21 protein-coding genes are annotated in these 19,890 nt (G+C 70.8%); 7 read left to right on the top strand and 14 right to left on the bottom strand.

From position 1 onward, the window contains the following. Positions 1-56 precede the first annotated feature (56 nt). Both C8E96_RS25150 and C8E96_RS25145 read right to left on the bottom strand, forming a co-directional pair. Positions 57-965 (bottom strand): S66 peptidase family protein, encoded by a 909-nt coding sequence (locus C8E96_RS25150; RefSeq protein WP_091368984.1) that lies wholly within the window; start codon positions 963-965, stop codon positions 57-59. Beyond that, positions 962-2,899, bottom strand: coding sequence for a prolyl oligopeptidase family serine peptidase (locus C8E96_RS25145; protein WP_091368981.1), 1,938 nt, complete (start codon positions 2,897-2,899; stop codon positions 962-964). The genes C8E96_RS25150 and C8E96_RS25145 overlap by 4 nt, the downstream gene beginning before the upstream one ends. Positions 2,900-3,011: 112 nt before the next feature. On the opposite strand from C8E96_RS25145, the gene C8E96_RS25140 reads away from it, so the two are divergent. Continuing rightward, complete coding sequence (locus C8E96_RS25140; protein WP_091368977.1) at positions 3,012-3,578, top strand: DUF3090 domain-containing protein; 567 nt, start codon at positions 3,012-3,014, stop codon at positions 3,576-3,578. A gap of 6 nt (positions 3,579-3,584) precedes the next feature. Further along, a complete protein-coding gene (locus C8E96_RS25135) occupies positions 3,585-4,379 on the top strand; it encodes an SCO1664 family protein (protein ID WP_091368971.1) in 795 nt (264 codons plus the stop codon). Positions 4,380-4,520: 141 nt separating this feature from the next. On the opposite strand, the gene C8E96_RS25130 is transcribed toward C8E96_RS25135, so the two are convergent. Together C8E96_RS25130 and C8E96_RS25125 are read right to left on the bottom strand one after the other, a co-directional pair. Continuing rightward, on the bottom strand, positions 4,521-5,420 hold the full coding sequence (locus tag C8E96_RS25130) for a VOC family protein (RefSeq protein WP_091368966.1): 900 nt from the start codon (positions 5,418-5,420) through the stop codon (positions 4,521-4,523). A gap of 1 nt (position 5,421) precedes the next feature. Continuing rightward, a complete protein-coding gene (locus C8E96_RS25125) occupies positions 5,422-5,940 on the bottom strand; it encodes an RNA polymerase sigma factor (protein WP_228769602.1) in 519 nt (172 codons plus the stop codon). 129 nt (positions 5,941-6,069) lie between these two features. On the opposite strand from C8E96_RS25125, the gene C8E96_RS25120 reads away from it, so the two are divergent. The 3 genes from C8E96_RS25120 (at position 6,070) to C8E96_RS25110 (ending at position 8,695) form a co-directional block, all read left to right on the top strand. Then, positions 6,070-6,888: a DUF3097 domain-containing protein gene (locus C8E96_RS25120; RefSeq protein ID WP_091368962.1), complete on the top strand. Its 819-nt coding sequence runs from the start codon at positions 6,070-6,072 to the stop codon at positions 6,886-6,888. Between the two features lie 64 nt (positions 6,889-6,952). Then, positions 6,953-7,384 carry an NfeD family protein gene (locus tag C8E96_RS25115; protein WP_091370113.1) on the top strand — a complete coding sequence of 144 codons (432 nt, stop codon included), beginning with the start codon at positions 6,953-6,955 and terminating at the stop codon, positions 7,382-7,384. A 36-nt stretch (positions 7,385-7,420) separates the two neighbouring features. After that, positions 7,421-8,695, top strand: a complete 1,275-nt coding sequence (locus tag C8E96_RS25110; RefSeq protein WP_091368958.1) for an SPFH domain-containing protein — start codon at positions 7,421-7,423, stop codon at positions 8,693-8,695. Positions 8,696-8,772: 77 nt separating this feature from the next. On the opposite strand, the gene C8E96_RS25105 is transcribed toward C8E96_RS25110, so the two are convergent. The 7 genes from C8E96_RS25105 to pdxR all read right to left on the bottom strand — a co-directional run bounded on the left by C8E96_RS25105 (position 8,773) and on the right by pdxR (position 15,652). Continuing rightward, positions 8,773-10,104 carry an MFS transporter gene (locus tag C8E96_RS25105; protein WP_091368954.1) on the bottom strand — a complete coding sequence of 444 codons (1,332 nt, stop codon included), beginning with the start codon at positions 10,102-10,104 and terminating at the stop codon, positions 8,773-8,775. A gap of 56 nt (positions 10,105-10,160) precedes the next feature. Continuing rightward, the gene (locus C8E96_RS25100) at positions 10,161-10,847 is read right to left on the bottom strand and encodes a methyltransferase (RefSeq protein ID WP_228769601.1); all 687 of its coding nucleotides are present in this window, start codon (positions 10,845-10,847) and stop codon (positions 10,161-10,163) included. A 30-nt stretch (positions 10,848-10,877) separates the two neighbouring features. Continuing rightward, on the bottom strand, positions 10,878-11,975 hold the full coding sequence (locus C8E96_RS25095) for a winged helix DNA-binding domain-containing protein (protein WP_228769600.1): 1,098 nt from the start codon (positions 11,973-11,975) through the stop codon (positions 10,878-10,880). 29 nt (positions 11,976-12,004) lie between these two features. Next, complete coding sequence (locus C8E96_RS25090) at positions 12,005-12,196, bottom strand: hypothetical protein (protein WP_091368950.1); 192 nt, start codon at positions 12,194-12,196, stop codon at positions 12,005-12,007. 86 nt (positions 12,197-12,282) lie between these two features. Beyond that, positions 12,283-13,197, bottom strand: coding sequence for a sucrase ferredoxin (locus tag C8E96_RS25085; RefSeq protein ID WP_091368946.1), 915 nt, complete (start codon positions 13,195-13,197; stop codon positions 12,283-12,285). 63 nt (positions 13,198-13,260) lie between these two features. Then, positions 13,261-14,223: a helix-turn-helix transcriptional regulator gene (locus tag C8E96_RS25080; protein ID WP_166658113.1), complete on the bottom strand. Its 963-nt coding sequence runs from the start codon at positions 14,221-14,223 to the stop codon at positions 13,261-13,263. 16 nt (positions 14,224-14,239) lie between these two features. After that, positions 14,240-15,652, bottom strand: coding sequence for a MocR-like pyridoxine biosynthesis transcription factor PdxR (pdxR, locus tag C8E96_RS25070; protein ID WP_091370106.1), 1,413 nt, complete (start codon positions 15,650-15,652; stop codon positions 14,240-14,242). A 79-nt stretch (positions 15,653-15,731) separates the two neighbouring features. Here pdxR and C8E96_RS25065 point away from each other — a divergent pair, with 79 nt between their 5' ends. After that, positions 15,732-16,949 carry an MFS transporter gene (locus tag C8E96_RS25065; protein ID WP_091368940.1) on the top strand — a complete coding sequence of 406 codons (1,218 nt, stop codon included), beginning with the start codon at positions 15,732-15,734 and terminating at the stop codon, positions 16,947-16,949. On the opposite strand, the gene C8E96_RS25060 is transcribed toward C8E96_RS25065, so the two are convergent. After that, positions 16,950-17,207, bottom strand: coding sequence for a hypothetical protein (locus C8E96_RS25060; RefSeq protein ID WP_091368937.1), 258 nt, complete (start codon positions 17,205-17,207; stop codon positions 16,950-16,952). Positions 17,208-17,291: 84 nt separating this feature from the next. Next, a complete protein-coding gene (gene add / locus C8E96_RS25055; RefSeq protein ID WP_091368932.1) occupies positions 17,292-18,272 on the bottom strand; it encodes an adenosine deaminase in 981 nt (326 codons plus the stop codon). Between the two features lie 315 nt (positions 18,273-18,587). Between add and C8E96_RS25050 the strand changes: the two genes are divergently transcribed. Then, entirely contained in the window at positions 18,588-19,001 is a 414-nt protein-coding gene (locus C8E96_RS25050; protein WP_091368928.1) for an STAS domain-containing protein, read from the top strand. Between the two features lie 362 nt (positions 19,002-19,363). Here C8E96_RS25050 and C8E96_RS25045 read toward each other — a convergent pair whose 3' ends face one another. Beyond that, positions 19,364-19,807 carry a GNAT family N-acetyltransferase gene (locus tag C8E96_RS25045; protein WP_228769660.1) on the bottom strand — a complete coding sequence of 148 codons (444 nt, stop codon included), beginning with the start codon at positions 19,805-19,807 and terminating at the stop codon, positions 19,364-19,366. Positions 19,808-19,890: the final 83 nt, after the last annotated feature.

The raw sequence follows: 19,890 nt of genomic DNA, 5'->3' as shown, positions 1-19,890 counted from the left end.
AGGCGAACCACTGGTCAGCGATATCCGCCCGAGTACCACGGCGACCCCTGAGCCGCTCAGACCAGGGCGGGTTCGACCATCGTGAGAGTGCCGTTGTCGGCGTCGAGGACCGCTTCGGCGCCCAAGGGCACGGTGAGCTGCCCTGGGCAGTGCCCGAACCCGAGTTCCCACACCATCGGCACACCCAGGCTGCCCAACAAGTCCGCCACCACCGGCCGCACGTCACCACACCCGGCCCACGAGCCCAGCGCGATACCGGAGACCCCGGTGAACCAGCCTGCCCGCAACAGCTGAGTCAGCATCCGATCCACCCGATACGGCTTCTCGGTCACATCCTCAAGCAACAAGATCGACCCATCCGGCGGCGGCGCCGAGCCTGGCGCCCCCAGCATCCCGACGATCAAGCTCAACGTGCCGCCCACGGTGATGCCGGAGGCGATCCCGTGGCCGGCAGTCGCCGTGCGCGGACCGATCAGCTCGACCACCGACTCCGGCGACAACAGCGTGGACCGGAAGTGTTCCTGGGCGCCCGCGTCGAACAAGTGGCCGGCGATCATCGGCGAGAACAACGTCGACAGGTTCAGGGCCGCGCCGAGTTCGTCGTGCAGGATGGTGACGTCGCTGGACCCGGCGAACACCTTCGGGCCCGCCGCGGCCATCGCGTCGAGGTCGAGCAGGTCGACCATCCGCTGGCAGCCGTAGCCGCCGCGGGCGCAGAACACCGCCTCGATATCCGGATCGCACCACGCCCGGACCAGGTCAGCGGCCCGGTCGGCGTCGCGCCCGGCCAGGTACGGCAGGGTGGGATGCCGGTCGAGGACGTGTTTGCCGAGCTCGACCCGCAGCCCCCACGACTCCAGCACCGCCACGCCCCGCTCAAGCTGCTCGGGGTCCACCGGGCCCGCGGGCGCCACCACGGCGACCGTCGACCCGGGGCCGAGCCTGCGTGGGCGGGCCCGCGTCACCGCCGCAGCTCCAGCACCGGCACACCGGGCGGGGTGAACCCGAAGACCTGCCCGTAGAACGACATCTCACCCTCGTGCGCGGCGATGATCGACTCCGCTTTGCGGAAGCCGTGCTGCTCGCCCTCGAAGGTCAGGTAGGCGTGCGGGATGCCGGTGCCGTCGAGGCCGGCGACGAACCGGTTGGCCTGCTCCGGCGGGCACACCTCGTCTTCCAGGCCCTGCAGCAGCAGCACCGGGCCTGCGAGCTTGTCGATGTGGTTGATCGGGGACCGCTCGGCGTAGCGGTCGGCGTGCTCTGGCAGCGACCCGACCAGCCCTTCGAGGTAGCGCGACTCGAAGTCGTGGGTCTCGCCGCCGCCGCTGGTCCAGCTCGACAGGTCGAGGATCGGGAAGTGGATGGCGCCGCACGCGTAGGTGTCGACGGTCGTCATCGACGCCGCCGCCGTCCAGCCGCCCGCGCTGCCGCCGCGCACCGCCAGGCGCTCCGCGTCGGCGGTGCCCTCCGCGGCAAGCGCGGCCGCGACGGTCGCGCTGTCCTGGACGTCGACCACACCCCACTGCCCTTTGAGTACGTCGCGGAACTCGCGGCCGTACCCGGTGGATCCACCGTGGTTGACCGCGACGACCCCGATGCCGCGGCTGGTGAAGTACGCCAGGCTCAGACTCAGCACGGGGGAGTAGGCCGAGGTGGGCCCGCCGTGGACGTGCACCACATACGGGGGCAGCTCGCCCTCGGGTGCGGCGAAGTCGGGGTTGGTCGGGGCCAGCACGTACGCGGGGATCTTCCGGCCGTCGGCGGCGACGAACGTGCGCTCGACCGGGCGCGGCAGGTACCGCTCGTCCGGTATCCCGGTCGAGGGCTCCGACAGCGCGGTGAGCTCACCGTTGGACAGGTTCAGCGACACCACCGCGGGCTCGGACAGCGGCCCGCCCGCGACCGCGGTGACGACCCCGTCGACCGCGCTGATGTCCGAGGCCCAACTCGGCAGGTCGGTGTCGATGTCGGTGACCGTGCCGCTGCGCTCGTCGAGCACCGCGAGCCGCCCGCCACGCAGCACCACGAACCGGCCGCGGCCCAGTGGGGCGAACCAGCGGTACCCCAGCATCCACAGGGGACCGCCGAGTTCCTCCTCGCACGGGGCGAGGTTGACCGCCGTCCCGTCGAGGCCGACCCGGTGCAGGTTCCACCAGCCCTGCGGGTCGGTGAGCACCAGCAGCGAGTCCTCGGCCTCCCACTCCACCTGGCACACCGCCTCACCGGGACCACCGGCCACGACGCGGTGCGGGCCGAACGTGCCGTCGGCGAGGACCTCGGCGACGCACAGTTCGGTGCTGTCCCACGGCATGTCCGGGTGCTCCCAGCCGAGCCACGCGGCGTAGCGGCCGTCGGGGCTGGGCTTGGGGGCGGTCATGAAGTGGTGCGACGCGGCGAGAACCTGGGGTTCGCCGCCGGAGAGCGGCACGGCGACCAGGTCACGCCGCACGTCGATGGGCCGGTCCCCGGTGACGGTCTCGCGTACGCACCACACGTGGGCGCCGCCCGGACCGGCGATCAGGTCGGCGTAGCGCGCGCCCTGCGGCCGCTCGGGCGCCGGGCTGATCGGCGCGGGCTCACCCTTGCCCTCGATGTCGACGGTGTGGATCCGCTGGTCGTCCCAGTTGGTGAACGCGACGACGTCGTCGATGACCACATACGGGTTGCCCCCGTACTCATGGACCCGGTTGCGCACGTTCCAGGGGGCGGCGACCACATCCCGCGCCCCGGCCCCGTCGTGGCGCACCAAGGCCAGGCGGCCGCCGTCGGCGGGCCTGCTCTCGGTCCACCACACACCGGAGGCGTGCGTGCTCGTCCACCCGGGGCGCCGGCCCGACTGCGCCACCACGGCCGCGTCGATCGGCGATGCCCATGTCCCATACGAAGCGATCTTCACCACAGCAATGACACTACCGATCACCGGCGCGGAAGCGGATACCGTGGAGTGGTGACCCTCCCGACGGGGGCATGGTCTGCCGGCCACAACGATGTGCAATAGGGTTTGGGGTGCCATGGCCCGTGTGATCCACGTCTTCCGCCAGCCCGACCGCTTCATCGCAGGCACGGTCGGGCAGCCCGGCGACCGCGTCTTCTATCTGCAAGCCGTCGAGAGCGCCCGCACCGTCAGCGTGACCATCGAGAAACAGCAGGTCGCGGTCCTCGCCGAACGCATCGGCTCGCTGCTCGAAGAGGTCCACCGCCGCTTCGGCGCGGAGCTGCCCGGCGACGTCCCCGAGGACCAGGTCGACGCCGACCCGCTGCAGGTGCCCGTCGAGGAGGAGTTCCGCGTCGGCACCATGGGCCTGGGTTGGGACGCCGAGAGCAGTGCCGTCGTCATCGAGCTGCTCGCGGTCACCGAGGGCGAGGTCGACGAGTCGGTCGTGCTCGACGACACCGAGGAAGGTCCCGACGCCGTCCGCGTGTTCCTCTCGCCGCTGGAGGCCCGCGCCTTCGCCGACCGGGCGGGCAAGGTCGTCAACGCGGGCCGCAAACCGTGCCCGCTGTGCGCCGAACCGCTGGACCCGGCCGGGCACGTGTGTCCCCGGCAGAACGGGTACCGCCGCACCGAAGAGGGCTGACCCGCCGTGCGCCCCACCGACCCGGCCGCCGGGGACTTACTGCTGCACGGCTCGATCGACATCGAGGGCAGGCTCGTCGACGCGTCGAACACCACCCTGTTCTGCGCGGTCGAACTCGACGGTGTGCGGGCGCAGTGCGTGTACAAGCCGGTCGCAGGCGAGCGCCCCCTGTGGGACTTCCCTGACGGCACCCTCGCCGGCCGTGAGGTCGCGTCGTACCTGGTGGCACAGGCGGCGGGGTTGCCGCTGATCCCCCCGACGGTCCTGCGCGACGGGCCGGTCGGCCCCGGCATGGTGCAGCTGTGGGTCGACACCAAGGACGGCGACGACCTCGTCGACGTGCTCGCACCCGATGAGGTGCCCACCGGGTGGCGGCCCATCCTGCGCGCCCACGACCGCCGCGGTGAACCCGCGGTCCTGGTGCACTCCGACCACCCCGACGTCGCCCGCCTCGCCGCCCTCGACGTTGTGATCAACAACGCCGACCGCAAGGGCGGCCACGTCCTGCACGGCACCGACGGCGGCGTCTACGGCGTGGACCACGGCATCAGCCTGCACAGCGAGAACAAGCTGCGCACGGTGTTGTGGGGCTGGGCAAGCGAACCACTGCCAGAGGACACCCTCGACACCTTGGCCACCCTGCGCGCCGCCCTGGACGCGGATCTTCCGGAGGCGTTGTCGCCACACCTGGCGAAGCGCGAGATCAAGGCGTTGCGTTCCCGGGTGGCCCGCCTGCTCGCCGCCCCGATCTACCCGACGCCAGACCCGGAACTCCGCCCCATCCCGTGGCCCGCCTTCTAGGCAATCCACAGTGGGCGAGTGGCCGTCGCGGTCTTCGCCGTCAGCGTTGGTGGCGATCGGGTAGGTGCCAGGAGTGGCCGCCGACGTGGTCTCGATGATGACCTTGGCGCCGTTGCCGGTCTGCAAGGTCGACGGCGAGACCTAAGGCGCTGCCCACAGCTGGAAGCGTGCCCCCTGGTCGTCGGTGCACTCCACCATCAGCCCATACGGCTTGCGCTGGATCTCCTCCGCCGTGCCGTTGTTGGCCCGGACCCGTTCCAGCGCCGCGTCCAGGTCGTTGACCCGGTAGCAGAGCTGCACCTCGGGTCGCTGCGACCGGTCGCCCCAGATGCCGAAGTCGGCCATCCCGGGCACGCCCCAGGCGTGCGGTAGCGACCCGGACTCGAACTCCCAGCCGAGCACCGCCCCGTAGAACGCCTTCGCCTTCTCATCGTCGGCGACCACCATCGTCGTGTACGCGATCTCGCCCACCCGGTGCCGCGTGGCGGTCGGCGGTGGCGTGTTGAGCAGCCACCGGTGTCCGAACGGGTCGACGAACGCCGCGACCCGCCCGTACGGCTGGTCTTCCGGCCGCCGCTCGATCGCCGCCCCCCGCTGTTCGGCGAGCGCGACCGTGGCGTCCACATCGGGGACCTGCACGTGCAGGGTCGTGCTGAACGTGCGCGGGGAGTCAGGCGCGGTCACCGGTACATCCCCGACACCGCCCTCGGCGAGCATCAGCACCGCGTCGCCGATGCCGATTTCGGCGTGTCCGATGGCGCCGTCCTCCATCTCGTACACCTCGCCGCGCTGGTGGGCGTCGAACACCTCGAGGTACCAGTCGATCGCGGCGCGGGCGTCGCTCACCGCGATGTACGGGCTCAGCGTCGGCCCCCAGCCCAGTTCGCTCTCCGGAACCACGGTCTTCTGTGCGGTCATCTCACTCGCTCCTGTCGGGCCGAGGACCGCGCGGCGCAGGCGCTCACGCAGGTCGTCGGCGAAGATCGGGTCAGGGTCCACCGGCTGGACCGGTGCGCGGAGGGCGTCCATCGGATCGGTCATGTCAGCCCTCCTTTCCCTGGTAGGTCTTGCGGAACGCGCCCCGCGCGCGCACGAGCAACGCCTCGGTGGCGTGCACGGTGCGGCCGAGGCAGTCGGCGACCTCGGGGACCGGCAGCCCGTCGAGGTACCGCAGGGTGAGCGCGGCCCGGTGGTGCGGGCCGAGTTCGGCGAGGACGTCGTGGGCGGCCATCACGTCCAGGTGGACCTCCCACGGGTCCTCGACGTGCTCGGCCTCGCCGTCGAGCGCGACCAGCCCGCGCCGTTCGCGTTCCTCGCGCCGCCAGTGGTCGGCGAGCTTGTGCCGGGCCACCCCGATGAGCCACCCCACGGTCAACACGGGCGCGCCGGGTTTGCGCAGGGCGGCGACGGCGGCGAGGAATGTCTCCGCCGTCAGGTCCTCGGCCAGCGCGGCGACCCGGCACCGCGCCAGCAGGTAGCCGTAGACCTGCGGCAGGACCTCGTCGTAGCGGGCCAGGAGGCCCAACGCCGGGTCGGGCCGCACGCCCGGTTGCGTGCTCACATCCCCATCGTCGCTCGGGAGCCCCCAACTCCGACGGGCCGCGCCCCGAATTTCTTCCGCGAGTCGCGGGTGGAGCGGTGGTCGGCGTGGCTGGGGCTGGGCCGAGGGTGGCGTCGCTAGGTTGTTGGCGTGCGCTCACATGACTATGGCCGCGACATCCTCTCCGGTGGGCGGGCCCGCAAGCAGATCCCCGAGGTGCTCGCCGAACCCGGTCTGGTGGTGGAGGACCCGGCCAGCGGGTTCTGCGGCGCGGTCGTCGGCTTCGAATACGGCAACGTCGTGCTCGAAGACCGCCGCGGCGGGCGCAGGCTCTTCCCGCTGACCCCGGCCGGCTTCCTCCTCGACGGCGCGCCCGTCACCCTGATCCGCCCACCGGCCGCGGCGGCGCCGAGCGCGCCGAAGGTGTCGGCGTCCGGGTCGGTGAAGGTGCAGGGCCACCGTGCGCGGACCGCGCGGGAGAGCCGGATCTGGGTGGAGGGCATCCACGACGCCGAACTGGTGGAACTCGTGTGGGGGCACGACCTGCGCGTCGAGGGCGTGGTGGTCGAACCCCTCGACGGCATCGACCAGCTCGCCGACCGGGTCGCGGAATTCGGCACCGGCCCGGGCAGGCGCCTGGGTGTGCTGGTGGACCACCTGGTGTCGGGCAGCAAGGAGTCGCGGATCGTCGGCGGGCTGCGCGACGACAACGTGCTCGTGACTGGTCACCCCTATGTGGACGTGTGGGCGGCGGTGAAACCGTCGGTCGTCGGCATCGCGGCGTGGCCCACGGTGCCGCGCGGGATCGAGTGGAAGGTCGGCGTGTGCGACGCCCTCGGCTGGGGCGAACCGGCCGACGGGTGGCGCCGCGTGCGGGCCGCGGTCACCGGGTTCCGCGACCTGGAGCCGCCGCTGGTGGGAGCGGTGGAACGGCTGATCGACTTCGTGACCGACCCAGGGGAGAACTGACTGGTCACGACACGGTTGGAGTTGGTCCGATCAGCCGATGCGGGTCGCGGATATCTGTCACGATGTGTCTATGGCGCTGATTTGGCTCATCGCTGGAATCGTCCTGATCGCGGCCGAGATCCTGTCGGGTGACTTCTTCCTGCTCATGATCGGGTCGGCGGCACTGGCGGGCGCGGGGGCCGAGGTTCTCTTCGGCAACACCTTCGTCACCGCCGCCGTCTTCGCGGTCACGGCGCTCGGGTTGATCACCGTGGCCCGGCCCTGGCTCAAGGCCCGGATGCACGGCGCGCACATCCCGGACAACGTGGCCGCGCACATCGGCGGCACCGCCACCGTGGTGTCCACAGTGGACAGCACGGGCGGACGCATCAAGCTCAAGGGCCAGGAGTGGTCGGCGCGCGCGTTCGACGAGTCGCAGGTGTTGGAACCGGGCACGGCCGTGACGGTCGTGGAGATCTCCGGTGCGACCGCGGTGGTCTGGGCCGAGCGTCTGTAATCGCGCGCATCGTCGCGCCGAAAATTGGAGGTACTGGTGGATCCCACCACCATCATCGTCGCCGTGTTCGTGGTGCTCTTCGTGCTCACGGTCGTGGTCAAGTCCATCCTGGTCATCCCGCAGGCGCAGTCGGCGGTCATCGAGCGGCTGGGGCGTTTCCGCACCGTCGCCGAGCCGGGCCTGAACTTCCTGGTTCCGTTCCTGGACCGGGTCCGGGCCCGCATCGACCTGCGCGAGCAGGTCGTGTCGTTCCCGCCGCAGCCGGTGATCACCCAGGACAACCTGACCGTCTCGATCGACACGGTCGTGTACTTCCAGGTCACCGACTCGCGCGCCGCGGTGTACGAGATCTCCAACTACATCATCGCCGTGGAGCAGCTCACCACGACGACGCTGCGCAACGTCGTCGGTGGCATGAGCCTGGAGCAGACGCTGACTTCCCGTGACCAGATCAACGGGCAGCTGCGTGGGGTCCTCGACGAGGAGACCGGCCGCTGGGGCATCCGTGTGGCCCGCGTCGAGCTCAAGGCGATCGACCCGCCGCCCTCCATCCAGGACTCGATGGAGAAGCAGATGCGCGCCGACCGTGAGAAGCGCGCCATAATCCTCAACGCCGAGGGCCAGCGGGAAGCGGCGATCATGACCGCCCAGGGTCAGCGCCAGAGCCAGATCCTCTACGCGGAGGGCGCCAAGCAGGCGACGATCATGGCCGCCGAGGCCGACCGCCAGTCCCGCATCCTGGCCGCCCAGGGTGAGCGCGCGGCCCGGTACCTGCAGGCGCAGGGCCAGGCGAAGGCGATCGAGAAGGTGTTCGCCGCGATCAAGGCGAGCCGCCCCACCCCCGAGGTGCTGGCCTACCAGTACCTGCAGACCCTGCCGCTGATGGCCCAGGGCGACGCGAACAAGGTGTGGCTGATCCCCAGCGACTTCAACAAGTCCCTCGAGGGTTTCGCCCGCATGCTCGGCGCCCCCGGCGAGGACGGCGTTTTCCGCTACGAGCCGCCCGCCCCGGACCCGGAAGCCGCCCGCGCGGAGGAAGACGACGCGGCGATCGCCGACTGGTTCGACACCACAACCGACGCCCGGATCGCTGAGGCGGTCCGCCAGGCCGAAGCCGTGGTCGACGCCGACGTGTCCGCTGGGTCGCCGGTGCCACCGATGGAGCCCGCGCCGAGGCAGACGTATGAGCAGCCTGCGGGTATTGGTCCGTCGGTGCCGCAGTCGCCGATGCCGGGGATGCAGTTCCCGATCGCGGACCCGGACAGTGAGCGCACCCAGACGATGCGGCCGCCGCCGCAGCCTGGTCAGTAACGCGGTTTGATTCCGGCCCCCGCTTCCTTGTGGAGTGGGGGCCGGAGTGCGTTTCGGGTAAGGGTTCCTCTCCGGGATCAGTCCCGAAGAGGATGAGCGAGTTCGTCCTGGGGCAGCTTCGCCCACACGATCGCCACCGCCGCCACCACCGCGGGCACGAGACCGGCGATCAGGAACGTGTTCACCAGCCCGATTGCCTCCGACACCGGCCCCGCCACGGCCATCGACACCGGCATCAGCGAGATCGACACGAAGAAGTCCAGCGACGCCACCCGCCCAAGCAGCGCCGGGGGCACTCGCCGCTGCAGGAGGGTTCCCCAGATGACCATCGGCGCCGAGAACATCGCGCCGAGGACGAAGGCGGCCGCGACGACCACCCACACCTGCGACGCCATGCCCATCACCGCCATCGGCAGGCAGCCGACACCCCAGGTCAGGTTCATGGTGGTGAGGTACCGCCGGGGCATGGGCAGCGACGCCATCGTCAGGGAGCCGACCGCCCCGCCGATCCCGAAGGCGGCCAGGACCCAGGCGTGGTCGTCCGGGCCGCCGCCGAGGCGGTCCTTGATCAGGAACGGGACGAGCACGTCGAGCGGGCCCATGATCACGAACACCATGACGCTGGCGAACAGCAGCGTCGCGAGCAGCCATGGCGTGCGGACCATGTAGACGAAGCCCTCACGCATGTCGGTCAGGGCGGTTCTGACCGGGTGCACGGGGGCGGCGTCCGGGTCGATCTCGCGGCGGACGACGGTTTTCGGGACGGCGGTCAACGCGACGAACCCGATGGCGGCGCTGGCGGCCGCGATGGCGACGGCGATGCCGGGGGAGAAGGCGCCGACGGCCATTCCGGCGACGGCGGGGCCCGCGGCCTGGCCGATCGTGGGGCGGACCATGCCCTCGAACCCGTTGACGGCCATCAGGTCCGACTCGGGCACGAGGGCGGGCAGCCATGCCGAGTACGCCGGGTAGTAGAACGCCATGCCCATGCCGGTGATGAACGAGATCACCGCGAGGTGCCAGATCTGGGTGGCGCCGGTCAGCGACAGCAACGCGACCACGGCCATGCCGCTGAGTTCGACCCCGGCCACGCACAGCAGGATCGTCTTCTGCGGGACCCGGTCGGCCACGACACCGGCGAGCAGTGCGGGCAGCAGGACGCCGATGGCTGAGGCGGTGGAGACGACTGACAGCTGCGCCGGTCCGCCGCCGATGCGGATGACCTCCCACACCAGGCCCACGATCCACACGCCGCTGGCGAAGGTGCTCAGCACCAGGGCCAGCGCGAGCCGCCGGTAGGCCGCGGTGCGGAACGGGCGCAGCACCCGCGGCAGCTGCTTGGGGGCCGCGGGGGCCGCGAGCTCGGGTTGCTCGGTGTCGGTGGTGGGCGCGTCGCCCTGGTCGGGCATCGGTGTCTCCGTCGGGTGGTGGGGTGTTCCCCGATTGTGTCGGGTCACACCGACAACTATCGGGTCATTCGGAAGGTGAAGTAGTCGACGTGCCAGCCGTCCTTGTCGATTCCGTCGGTGGCGATGGTCTTCGTCGTGAATCCGGCGGCGTCGGCTTGGGCGCGCAGGTGGCCGAGGTCGCCGGAGGTGCCGAAGAAGATCAGCATGCGCCCGTCCTCGGTGAGGTGGTCGCCGACGGTGGCGAAGAAGGTGTTGAGCGCCCGGTAGCCGGGGTCGGTGCTGGCGTTCTCGAGGTGGTCGCGTGGGGTGAACCAGCGGAACGGCGGGTCGAACACGATCAGGTCGAACACGCCGGAGACGTCGCTGAACACGTCGCTGTGGCGCACGTGGACACGGTCGGCGACACCGTTGCGCTCGGCGTTTGCCTTGGCGGCAGCGAGCGCGTGCGGGTTGGTGTCCACGGCGGTGACGTCGGCGGAGCGGGACGCGGCGAGCACGGCGTTCACGCCGCAGCCGGTGCCCAGGTCGAGCACCCGGTCGGTGTCGGTGACCTCATCGAGGACCGCCTGCCCCAGCAGGTGCGACACCGGGGTGATCGGGTGCACGTGCGGCGGGACGACGAACGTTCGGCCCAGGTAGTCGAAAGTCTGGTCGGTGTCGACCCGCGCGGAGCGGTACGCCGACTCGTGCCAGCGTTCGATCCGGGCGACATCGTCAAGACCCATGGTCGGCTGGTGCTCCATCCTTCGAACCTAACCGTCCCCGCCACCGGTTTAGGCGAAACCGACGACAGCGTCGGCGACCCCTCGGGCGCGCGCGACGTGCTCGGCCTCGGCCTCGATCGCGGCGGTGACCGTTTTGATCAGCCGCTGGAACGGGGTCACCGTGATGGTGATCTTGCGGGCCGTCGCCTTGGTCCGCCACGCACCCACGATCTCCCCGTCGGCCAGCACGGCGCCGGGGTTGCCGATGGGCCGCCACAGTTCCTTGCGGCGCCCGGCGTCGGGCACGAGCAGGTCGCGGTCACGGGCCTGCAGCAGCGGATCGAACGGGGGCAGCAGCCGCACCAGCCGCGGATCCGGCGCGTCGCGCAGCGCGGCGAGCGCGTCCTCGGGGAGGTAGGCGGTGCGCCCGTCGACGGTGACCTCGCTCAGCCCGTCGGGCCACATCGCGGCGGCCTCGGCCCTGATGGTCTCCAGGAACGCGGCCGCCTCGGCCTTGCCCGCCGGTCCGTGCAGCTGCAGGTAGGCGGTGATCAGCGGCCCGGCGCCCGCGGTCTTCTTCGGCACCCGGTGCCGCCCGGGCAGCGGGCTGAGCGTCGTGGGGCGGGACTGGCCGTGGACTTCGACCCCGGCGGCCAGCCCGACAAGCTGGAACAGGCTGCCGTAGACGTGGGTGGCCTGGCAGGTGCGGCAGTCGTAGGAGTACTCGGCGGGCAGCCGGGCGGTGACCTCGGTGCTGACCTCGCCGCGGGTCTTCTCCCGGTCGACGACCGCGCGCATCGCTTCCGCCCCGGCGGTGAACGCGGTCAGCCCCGGGATGCCCGCCTTCTTGAACACCACCCCCGCGCCGCTGAGCCGGGCGATGGCGTCGGCGTCGCTTCGCGGCCACAACCGGGCGGCCATGCCCGCCACCTCAGCGCGGCGGACCACGTGCGGCGCGCCGCGAAAGGTCCACACCGTGCCCAGCGCCGGGTCGTCGAGATCGGCGCCGCCAGGCAGCCGGGCGGCCATGGCGACGCGCGGGGAGGACGCACCGGCATCCTGGATTCCGAGGTCGAGAACCCGCAGGTCAGCGCCGCGCTCGGTGTCTCGGTGCAGGCCGTGCGCGGCTATGCGGTAGGCCAGAACTCGGGTGCGGTCGACGTCCACCGACCCATGATGGCGCAGGGGACCGACAGTTACCTGGCTTGCAGGGAGCGGCGGGGCCGGGGCAGGCCGCGGCTCCAGCGGACGAAGTCGGCCGGGTCGAACCGGTCGGACTGCTCGTCATACTCGCGGCGGTCGATAGCGGCGCGACGGAGGATGCGGACCAAGCCGACGTGCTGAACGCGGCCCCGACGGACCTCGAACCCGGTCCATTGCTGCGTCACGTGCCGTCCCTTTCCCTGCCATGTCTACGAAACCTCTTCGCAATCATGCCCGGTAGGGACACCGCTTGGCCTATACCAACCGCCTATCACATGACCGTATGGGCCATGTGAGTGACGGCCGGTCCCGGTGTAGCGCCGCAGCTCGCGGGCCGGTCGACCGGATCCACGCGTTCGCTGACCACCACCCGCCACACCCGGCCGTCACGGTGGGCCACCGGGACCACCCAATCGCCGTCCGCGCCGCGCTCGGGGGCGCCCACAAGAAGGTCGTCGGCGCCGCGAATGCCCAGGTGGTCACGCACGGCGAGTTCGGCGACCTGGCCCGGCGCACCCCAGGTGGACCGGCCACGGCAGCGCTCGGTGGCGACGTCGACACCGGCCAACAGCCCGCGGGCGAATCCCGCGTCGAGCGCGCCGTAGGCGTACCCGGTGGGCAACAGCAGCGCGGTCGGCGCGAACCGGTGCCCACCGAGATGGGTCGACTCCCACACCGCGTCCCCATGATCGGCGGCGAGATCCTCCGCGATCGGGCGGCCCACCAGCGCGCAGCACACATCGCGCCGCCCGTTGGTGCACACCAGCAGCAGGGGACCGGTGTGCACGTCGCCGAAGTCATCGAGCTCGCCCGCGCCCCACGCGGGGAAGTCGTGGTCGAGCAGGTGTTTCGCCTCGACGACCGTTCCCGACCGCAGCTGGGTGCGCCCCGGCGCGGTATGCGCGAGATAGACGCGCGCGGGCCTCGGGGTGTGCCGGTCGGGGTGTCTGCCAGGACGCCGGATGAGGACGACCCGGACACCGGTGCCTTTGGCGCGATCGGCGAGTTCGGCGCCGACCGCCGGGTCGAGGTGGCTTTCCCGCAGGGCGTCGCGGCCCCACGGGCCGGGCTGTTCCAGACACAGCCAGGTCGCCGCGGTCGCGGTCGTGCCCGCGAGAGGTTCGTGCAGCGTGCGGGACAGCACCGAGCAGGCGGTGTCGGGCAGCGCCGGGGGAGTCGTCGCCATCGGCCCAAGGCTCTCACGCAGGTACCGCTGATCGTGTGAGGTTAGGCAACCTTTAGGTAAATGTCAGGTCGAGGTGTCGGCGGCCCGGCCGATCCGGTCCGCCAGACCGCGCAGGCGGGCGATCAACTCCGGGGGCTCGTGCACCTCGAACTCGCAGCCGATCATCGAGATCCACACCGCGATCCCGTCGAGGTGATTCGCTCCCACGCGCAGCGTGCAGGTATTGTCGTCGATCGGTTCGAGCATCCCGGCCGATGGTGAGACGTGCTCCGCGGCGGCCTCCGCGGACAGGTGCAGCGTGATCACCGCCTGGTACTGGTACGCCGCGTTGGACAGGCCGTAGCTGGTGTACGCGACCAGGTCCTTGTCCGGCGGGTCGCGCGGGACGAACTTCGGGCCGGTGGGGATGCGCGGGGTGAGCCGGTCCACCCGGAAAGTCCGCCAGTCGTCGCGGTCGACGTCGAACGCGACCAGGTACCAACGCCGCCCGGTGTGCACGAGCCGGTGCGGCTCCACACTGCGCAGCGTCTCCTCACCGTCGTGGTTGCGATAGTCAAAGCGCAGGCGCTCGTTGTCGCGACACGCGTTGGCGATCGCGGTCAGCGTGCCCGGGTCCACCGTCGGGCCGCCGCGGTGAATCGGCACGGTGATCGACTGCAGCGAGTGCACCCGGTTGCGCAGCCGCGACGGCAGCACCTGCTCGAGCTTCGCCAGCGCCCGCACCGACGTCTCCTCGATGCCCGCGATCGTGCCCCCGGACGCCGTCCGCAGGCACATGGCCACCGCCACCGCCTCCTCATCGTCGAGCAGCAACGGCGGCAGGTCCGCCCCAGCGCCGAGCCGATAGCCACCCGCGGTGCCCGTGACCGCGTGCACCGGGTAGCCCAGAGAGCGGAGTTTGTCCACGTCGCGGCGCACGGTCCGGTCGGTGACCCCGAGCCGGTCGGCCAGGTCCGCACCCGACCAGTCCCGCCGGGTCTGGAGCAGTGACAGCAGCCGCAACAGGCGGGCCGAGGTTTCCAACACGGGACCAGTCTCTCAGCTATTGCGGACAACCAGTGTCCGCCAGACACTCCCGCAACCGGGCCAAGCCCTCCTCGATCTGCTCGTAGCCGATCGTTCCGAAGCCCAACGCGAACCCCGACCGCCCACCGGTGTGCTCACACAAACCCTCCAGAGTGTTCACACCGACCCCGCGCGCCGCCGCCACCCGCGCATCCAACGGCTTGGGGGTCTCCGCGAACACATGCAGCCCCGCCGCCGACGGCACCACCCTCGCCACCCCGGCGAAATCCCGCTCCAACACCGCCACGATCCGCGCGTGCCTACGCCCATACTCCCGACCCGCCCGCCGCACATGCCGGGCGAGCAGGCCCTCCTCGATGAACTTCGCCAACGCCAGCTGCCCGGTCACCTCCCCATGCCAGTCACACAGCTGCCGAGCCGCCCGCACCGCCCGGCGCACCGCCGGGGGAGCGACGAGGAACCCCAACCGCAGCGCGGGCAGCAACGTCTTGGAGAACGTCCCCACATAAACCACCCGCCCCTGCCCGTCGAGACTCTGCAGCGGCTCCAGCGGACGGTCGGAGAACCGGAACTCACTGTCGTAGTCGTCCTCCACCACCACCGCGCCCCGACGCCCCGCCCACGCCAACAGCTCCGCGCGCCGCGCCACCGACATGGGAATGCCGAGCGGGAACTGGTGCGACGGAGTCGTGTAGACCACCCGCGCCGACGACGGCAGCTCCGCCACGACCAAGCCCTGATCATCGACCGGCACCCCGACCACGCGCGCGCCGTGCGCGGCGAACAACCGCCGGGCAGGCAGATACCCAGGCTCCTCCACGGCCACCACCTCACCCGGATCGATCAGCACCCGCGCGATCAGGTCCAACGCCTGCTGCGCCCCCTGCGTGATCACCACATCGTCCGGACCCGCGTGCACCGACCGTGCCAACCCGACATGCCGGGCCACCGCCTCCCGCAGCACCCGCTCACCGGCCGGGTCGGCGTAATCCGCCGAACGCACCGCCGACCGCCGCAGACTCGCCGACACCAGCCTGCGCCACGTCGCCCACGGGAACAGATCCACATCCGGCACCCCCACCCGGAAGTCGAACCGCGGCTCCCACGACGGCGACTCCGCGGGCACCGACCGCCACCGGGCACGGGGGAGCACCTCCGCCGACGCCCGCGCCGACCGCGACCGCGTCGCCGGACGATCGCACACGAAAGTGCCGGCACCGACCCGGCCCACCAGGAACCCCTCGGCCGTCAGCCGGTCATAGGCAACCCCGACCGTGTTGCGGGAGACGGACAGGCGCACCGCCAACTCACGGCTCGGCGGCAGCCGCTCACCGGGCCGCAACCGCCCATCCAGCACCGCGTCGAGCAGCTGCCGGTAGATCTGCGCCGCCAAGTCACCCCGACCCGACAAGGTCACATGGATGTCCACCGACACCTCCACATTGGCCCAGTCAGAACGGCTCGAATTGGAGCTTATCCCTGGCCAATCCAAACCCTAGATTAACCCCATGACCAGCAGGATCATCCCCCCGGCGGGACCCGCGAGGACCCTGGCGCTCGCCCAGTTCACCAACTCCGTCGGCGACGGCGCCTTCTACGTCACCTCAGCCCTGTTCTTCACCCGCGTCGTCGGACTCTCCGCCGCCCAGATCGGACTCGGCCTCACCCTCGGCTGGGGCGTCGGCATGCTCGCGGGCATCTGGCTCGGCCAACTCGCCGACCGACACGGACCCCGCCGCGTCGCCACCGCACTCGCCGTCGCCACCGCCATCGCGATCAGCGCGTTCCTCGTCGTGCGGATCTACCCGCTGTTCATCGCCGCCGCCATCGTCTACGCGGTCTGCCAATGCGGCCTCACCGCCGCCCGCCAAGCCCTCCTCGCAGGCACCATCGACCCCACCCGACGCACGGAAGTCCGCGCCCACCTGCAGTCCACCCTCAACGCCGGGCTCGCCGTCGGCGCCGCACTCGGCGGACTCGCCCTGCAACTCGACACCGCGCCCGCCTACCTCGCGGTCTTCGCCATCGACGCCATCGGCTTCCTCGGCTGCGCACTCATCCTGCGCGCCGCACCCGCCGTCCCCGGGGCCACCGCCACCGCGGGGGAGCCACGGCTCGCCGTGCTCCGCGACCGCCCCTACGCCGTCGTCGCCCTGCTCAACATGGTCCTGCAACTGCACATCCCGCTGATCAACCTCGCGATCCCGCTGTGGATCGTGCAGCGCACCAGCGCGCCCACCGCCATGGTCTCCACCCTGCTCGTCCTCAACACCATGGCCGTCGTGCTGTTCCAGGTGCGCCTCGCCCGCCGCGTCACCGACCTGCGCACCGCGACCCGCTCCATCCGCCACGGCGGCGCCATCCTGCTCGCCGCCTGCACCGCCTTCGCGCTCACCGCCGCGGGCGCCTCACCCTGGGTCGCGGCCACCGTCCTGCTCGGCGCGGCCACACTGCAGGTGCTGGGGGAGATGCTGCACAGCGCCGGCACCTACGCCGTCAGCTTCGACCTCGCCCCCGCCGACAAACACGGCCAGTACCAGGGGTTCTTCGGCTCCGGATTCGCCATCGCCCGCATGCTCGGCCCGCTGCTGCTCACCACGATGATCCTCACCTGGGGCACCGCAGGCTGGCTCACCCTCGGAGCACTGTTCCTCGCCGCGGGCATCGCCATGGGACCCGCCGTCCGCTGGGCCGAACGCACCCGAGCACTCCCGGTCCCCGCCTGATCAGGACATCAACAACCGCGCGCCCGCCCGCGTCGCCTCGACCCGGGCGTCGCGCGTGCCCACCCCCGGCCGGATCGCCACCAGACCACGCCGCTCCAACAACGTCAGCGCGTCGGACTCCCACTGCGGCACCTGCCCCGCGGGGGCGCCGTCGGCACCCGCCCACAGGAAACCCATCGGCGCACCCCATAGTCCACTGTGGAACAACACCGATCCCTCCGCGGCATGGTCCAACGCCCGCCGCTCGTCCTCGGTCATCGCACACCTCCCGGCGAATCCTTATGTCTCCCATCACATTCGTAGCACCGGGCACCGACAAAACCGGGACCGACACGCACCCGTTCACCCGAGCCAGCGAGCCACCCCAGCCGCCAGCTCACGCTTCACCCCGGCAGGGGCGAACGACGCCTCGACCGACGCCAGGGCGAACCCGGCCAGCACCTCGTCGTCGAAGCCGAACACCGACCGGGCCAGCTCGAACTCCGTCGTCAGCGTCGTCCCGGTGACATTCGGGATGTCGGTGTTCAGCGTGACCGCCAGCCCAGCGGCGACAAGCCGGGGGAGCGGGTGCTCCGGCAGCGACCCCACCAACCCCAACGCCACGTTGGACGACGGACACACCTCGAGAGCGATCCCCAGATCCCGCACCTCGGCCAGCACCTCCCGGTCGGCCAACACCGAGATCCCATGACCGATCCGCTCCGCCGACCCCACGCGAACGGCCTCCCGCACGCTGTCCGGACCGCCGCACTCGCCCGCGTGGTGCACCACCCGCAGCCCCAACTCCCTGGCCCGGGCGAAGACCTCCGCGAACGGCGCCGCCGGATAAGCCTCATCACCGGCCAACCCGACCCCCACCACACCCGGAAACCGCGACGCCAACTCCACCGACCGCCACGCCCGCTCCACCGACCGCCGCCGCGAGTGGTCCAGGATCAACCCGACCTCGACACCGAACCGCCGCCGCCCCTCGGCCAGCCCGTCCAACACCGCCGCCAACGGCGTCTCCAGATCGCCCAGCCGCTCACCGTGCGACGCCGCGGTGAACATCGCCTCCGCGTACCGCGCGCCCTGGGCGGCCTCGTCCTCGCAGAACTCCACCGCGATCCGACGGAAGTCCTCCGGCGCGCGCAGGCACTCCCGCACCCGCGAGTTCTGATCGGCGAACGCCCGGAACCCGTCGAACGAGAACGGGCCGTCCGACACCTCCGGCGGCACCTCGATCCCGTGACCCGCGCCGATCTCCACCAGCGTCGCGGAGCGGATGGTGCTCTCGAGGTGGACTTGGAGGTGGACCTTGGGGAGCTCGACCAGTGACCGCATGTGGCAACCGTAGGAGCCTCGACGGGCCCGCCGCACCAGAATTCCTCCCTCGACCTCAACTAGAAGGTTAGGTGGTGCAAGCCTGAAGTAGAGGTTGAGGGAACCGGGCAAAAGTGCAGGTCAGGAGACTCGCTGGTCCCGACCGTATGCGCGGGGTGTCGACTGCCCGCTGCGGACCGGGTCCCTTCAATCGTGACTACGTCCGCCCTGGACTTGGCAGGTTGAAACAAATAGGAAATCGTTGGCAACCTTTCCGGGCCCACACTGATCAAGGGGGAGTAGGGCACACTCCGCCGGACGACAGGGGACACCGCAGTGGCGTTGAAGTTCGCACGGACACCGGCCGAGCAGGCCCGGCGGGCCGTCAAGATCACCGTCGAGCGCACGGGCCGCACCGTGTCCATCGCCGCCTCCGGCCGCATCGACCTGGCCACTGAAGGACCCTGGTACGACCAGATCATGGCTGCCTGCACCGACGACTCCGACACCAAGCGAGTCGTCATCGACCTCACGTCGGTCACGTTCCTGAGTTGGGCGAGCACCGCGACGTTGGTCCGGGCGCACCGGGCGTGTGCCAGACATGGCCGTTCGTTGCGGGTGCTCGCGTGCGGACCGGTGCTGGCCTGTCTGCACATGACCCACCTTGACGAGGACGTCACCATCACGGCCGTGACGCCGCAGGTGCGAGAGCCCCTTCCGTACGGAACGTCGAGCTGGCTCATCGCCTGAGTCGGGGAGTCTCGCCTGAGCGCTCCACCGCTTTACTTTACATAATGTCGATTATCGAACTTACGATATATCGAGTTCCAGGCCCGCCGACCCAGGGCGGAAACGTCACTGTGACGTTTCCAGGGTGGTACGCCGAGACCTCCAGAAAGCGTCCCAGAAGGCTCCTCGGCGCGATTTTGGAGCTGGCGACTCCTCGGCCGAGTTCAAACCGAGCGGGTGCGCGCCGCGTCTGAAACGTCCGTGGAGCGAGTCCGTAAAGGCGTCCAGGGCAACCCATGCCCCGAAGTCAGCCCGTGCCCTCTCGAACGCATGTTTCATGCATAATGCCTATTATGCATGAAAGATCAACTTCTTGATCCGGCTCAGAGTGCGAGCTTGAAGCCCTCGTGCGTCGCGGTGAAGCCGAGGCGCTCGTAGAACCGGTGGGCGTCCTGGCGCTTCTTGTCCGAGGTGAGCTGCACCATCACACAGCCGCGCTTGCGGGCCTCCTCGATGGCCCAGCGCATCATCGTCTCCCCCAGGCCGAGTCCCCGTGCCGAGGCGGCCACCCGCACGGCTTCCACCTGCGCCCGGAACGCGCCCATCCGGGACAGGCCCGGCAGCAGGGACAGCTGGAACGTGCCGACGATCTCGCCGTCACGGTCCGCTACGGCCAGGAACTCATGGTGATCGGCGTCGATGACCGCGAAGGCGTCCTTGTACGGGGTCAGGTCATCCGCGGACTCCCGGGTCGCACCGATCGCGTCGTCCATGAGCAGGGCCACGATGGCCGGGACGTCGTCGATGGTCGCGCGGCGGATGTTCACGTCGGTCACAAGCACTCCTTTTGGGCAACTGCTGGTCGGTGCCAGCCTTCCACTTCCGGGTCGCGGTCGCGGCGGATTGGGTT

It is taken from the genome of Actinokineospora alba, from assembly GCF_004362515.1.
Lineage (GTDB): Bacteria > Actinomycetota > Actinomycetes > Mycobacteriales > Pseudonocardiaceae > Actinokineospora > Actinokineospora alba.
This window is presented reverse-complemented; position numbering and strand designations above follow the sequence as displayed.

Coding starts and splice junctions, on each gene's coding strand:
- C8E96_RS25060 (WP_091368937.1), bottom strand. CDS start 17,207: ATGACCGAGGACGAGCGGCGGGCGTTGGACCATGCCGCGGAGGGATCG.
- C8E96_RS25130 (WP_091368966.1), bottom strand. CDS start 5,420: ATGACCGATCCGATGGACGCCCTCCGCGCACCGGTCCAGCCGGTGGAC.
- add (WP_091368932.1), bottom strand. CDS start 18,272: ATGCGGTCACTGGTCGAGCTCCCCAAGGTCCACCTCCAAGTCCACCTC.
- C8E96_RS25140 (WP_091368977.1), top strand. CDS start 3,012: ATGGCCCGTGTGATCCACGTCTTCCGCCAGCCCGACCGCTTCATCGCA.
- C8E96_RS25065 (WP_091368940.1), top strand. CDS start 15,732: ATGACCAGCAGGATCATCCCCCCGGCGGGACCCGCGAGGACCCTGGCG.
- C8E96_RS25100 (WP_228769601.1), bottom strand. CDS start 10,847: ATGGAGCACCAGCCGACCATGGGTCTTGACGATGTCGCCCGGATCGAA.
- C8E96_RS25085 (WP_091368946.1), bottom strand. CDS start 13,197: ATGGCGACGACTCCCCCGGCGCTGCCCGACACCGCCTGCTCGGTGCTG.
- C8E96_RS25105 (WP_091368954.1), bottom strand. CDS start 10,104: ATGCCCGACCAGGGCGACGCGCCCACCACCGACACCGAGCAACCCGAG.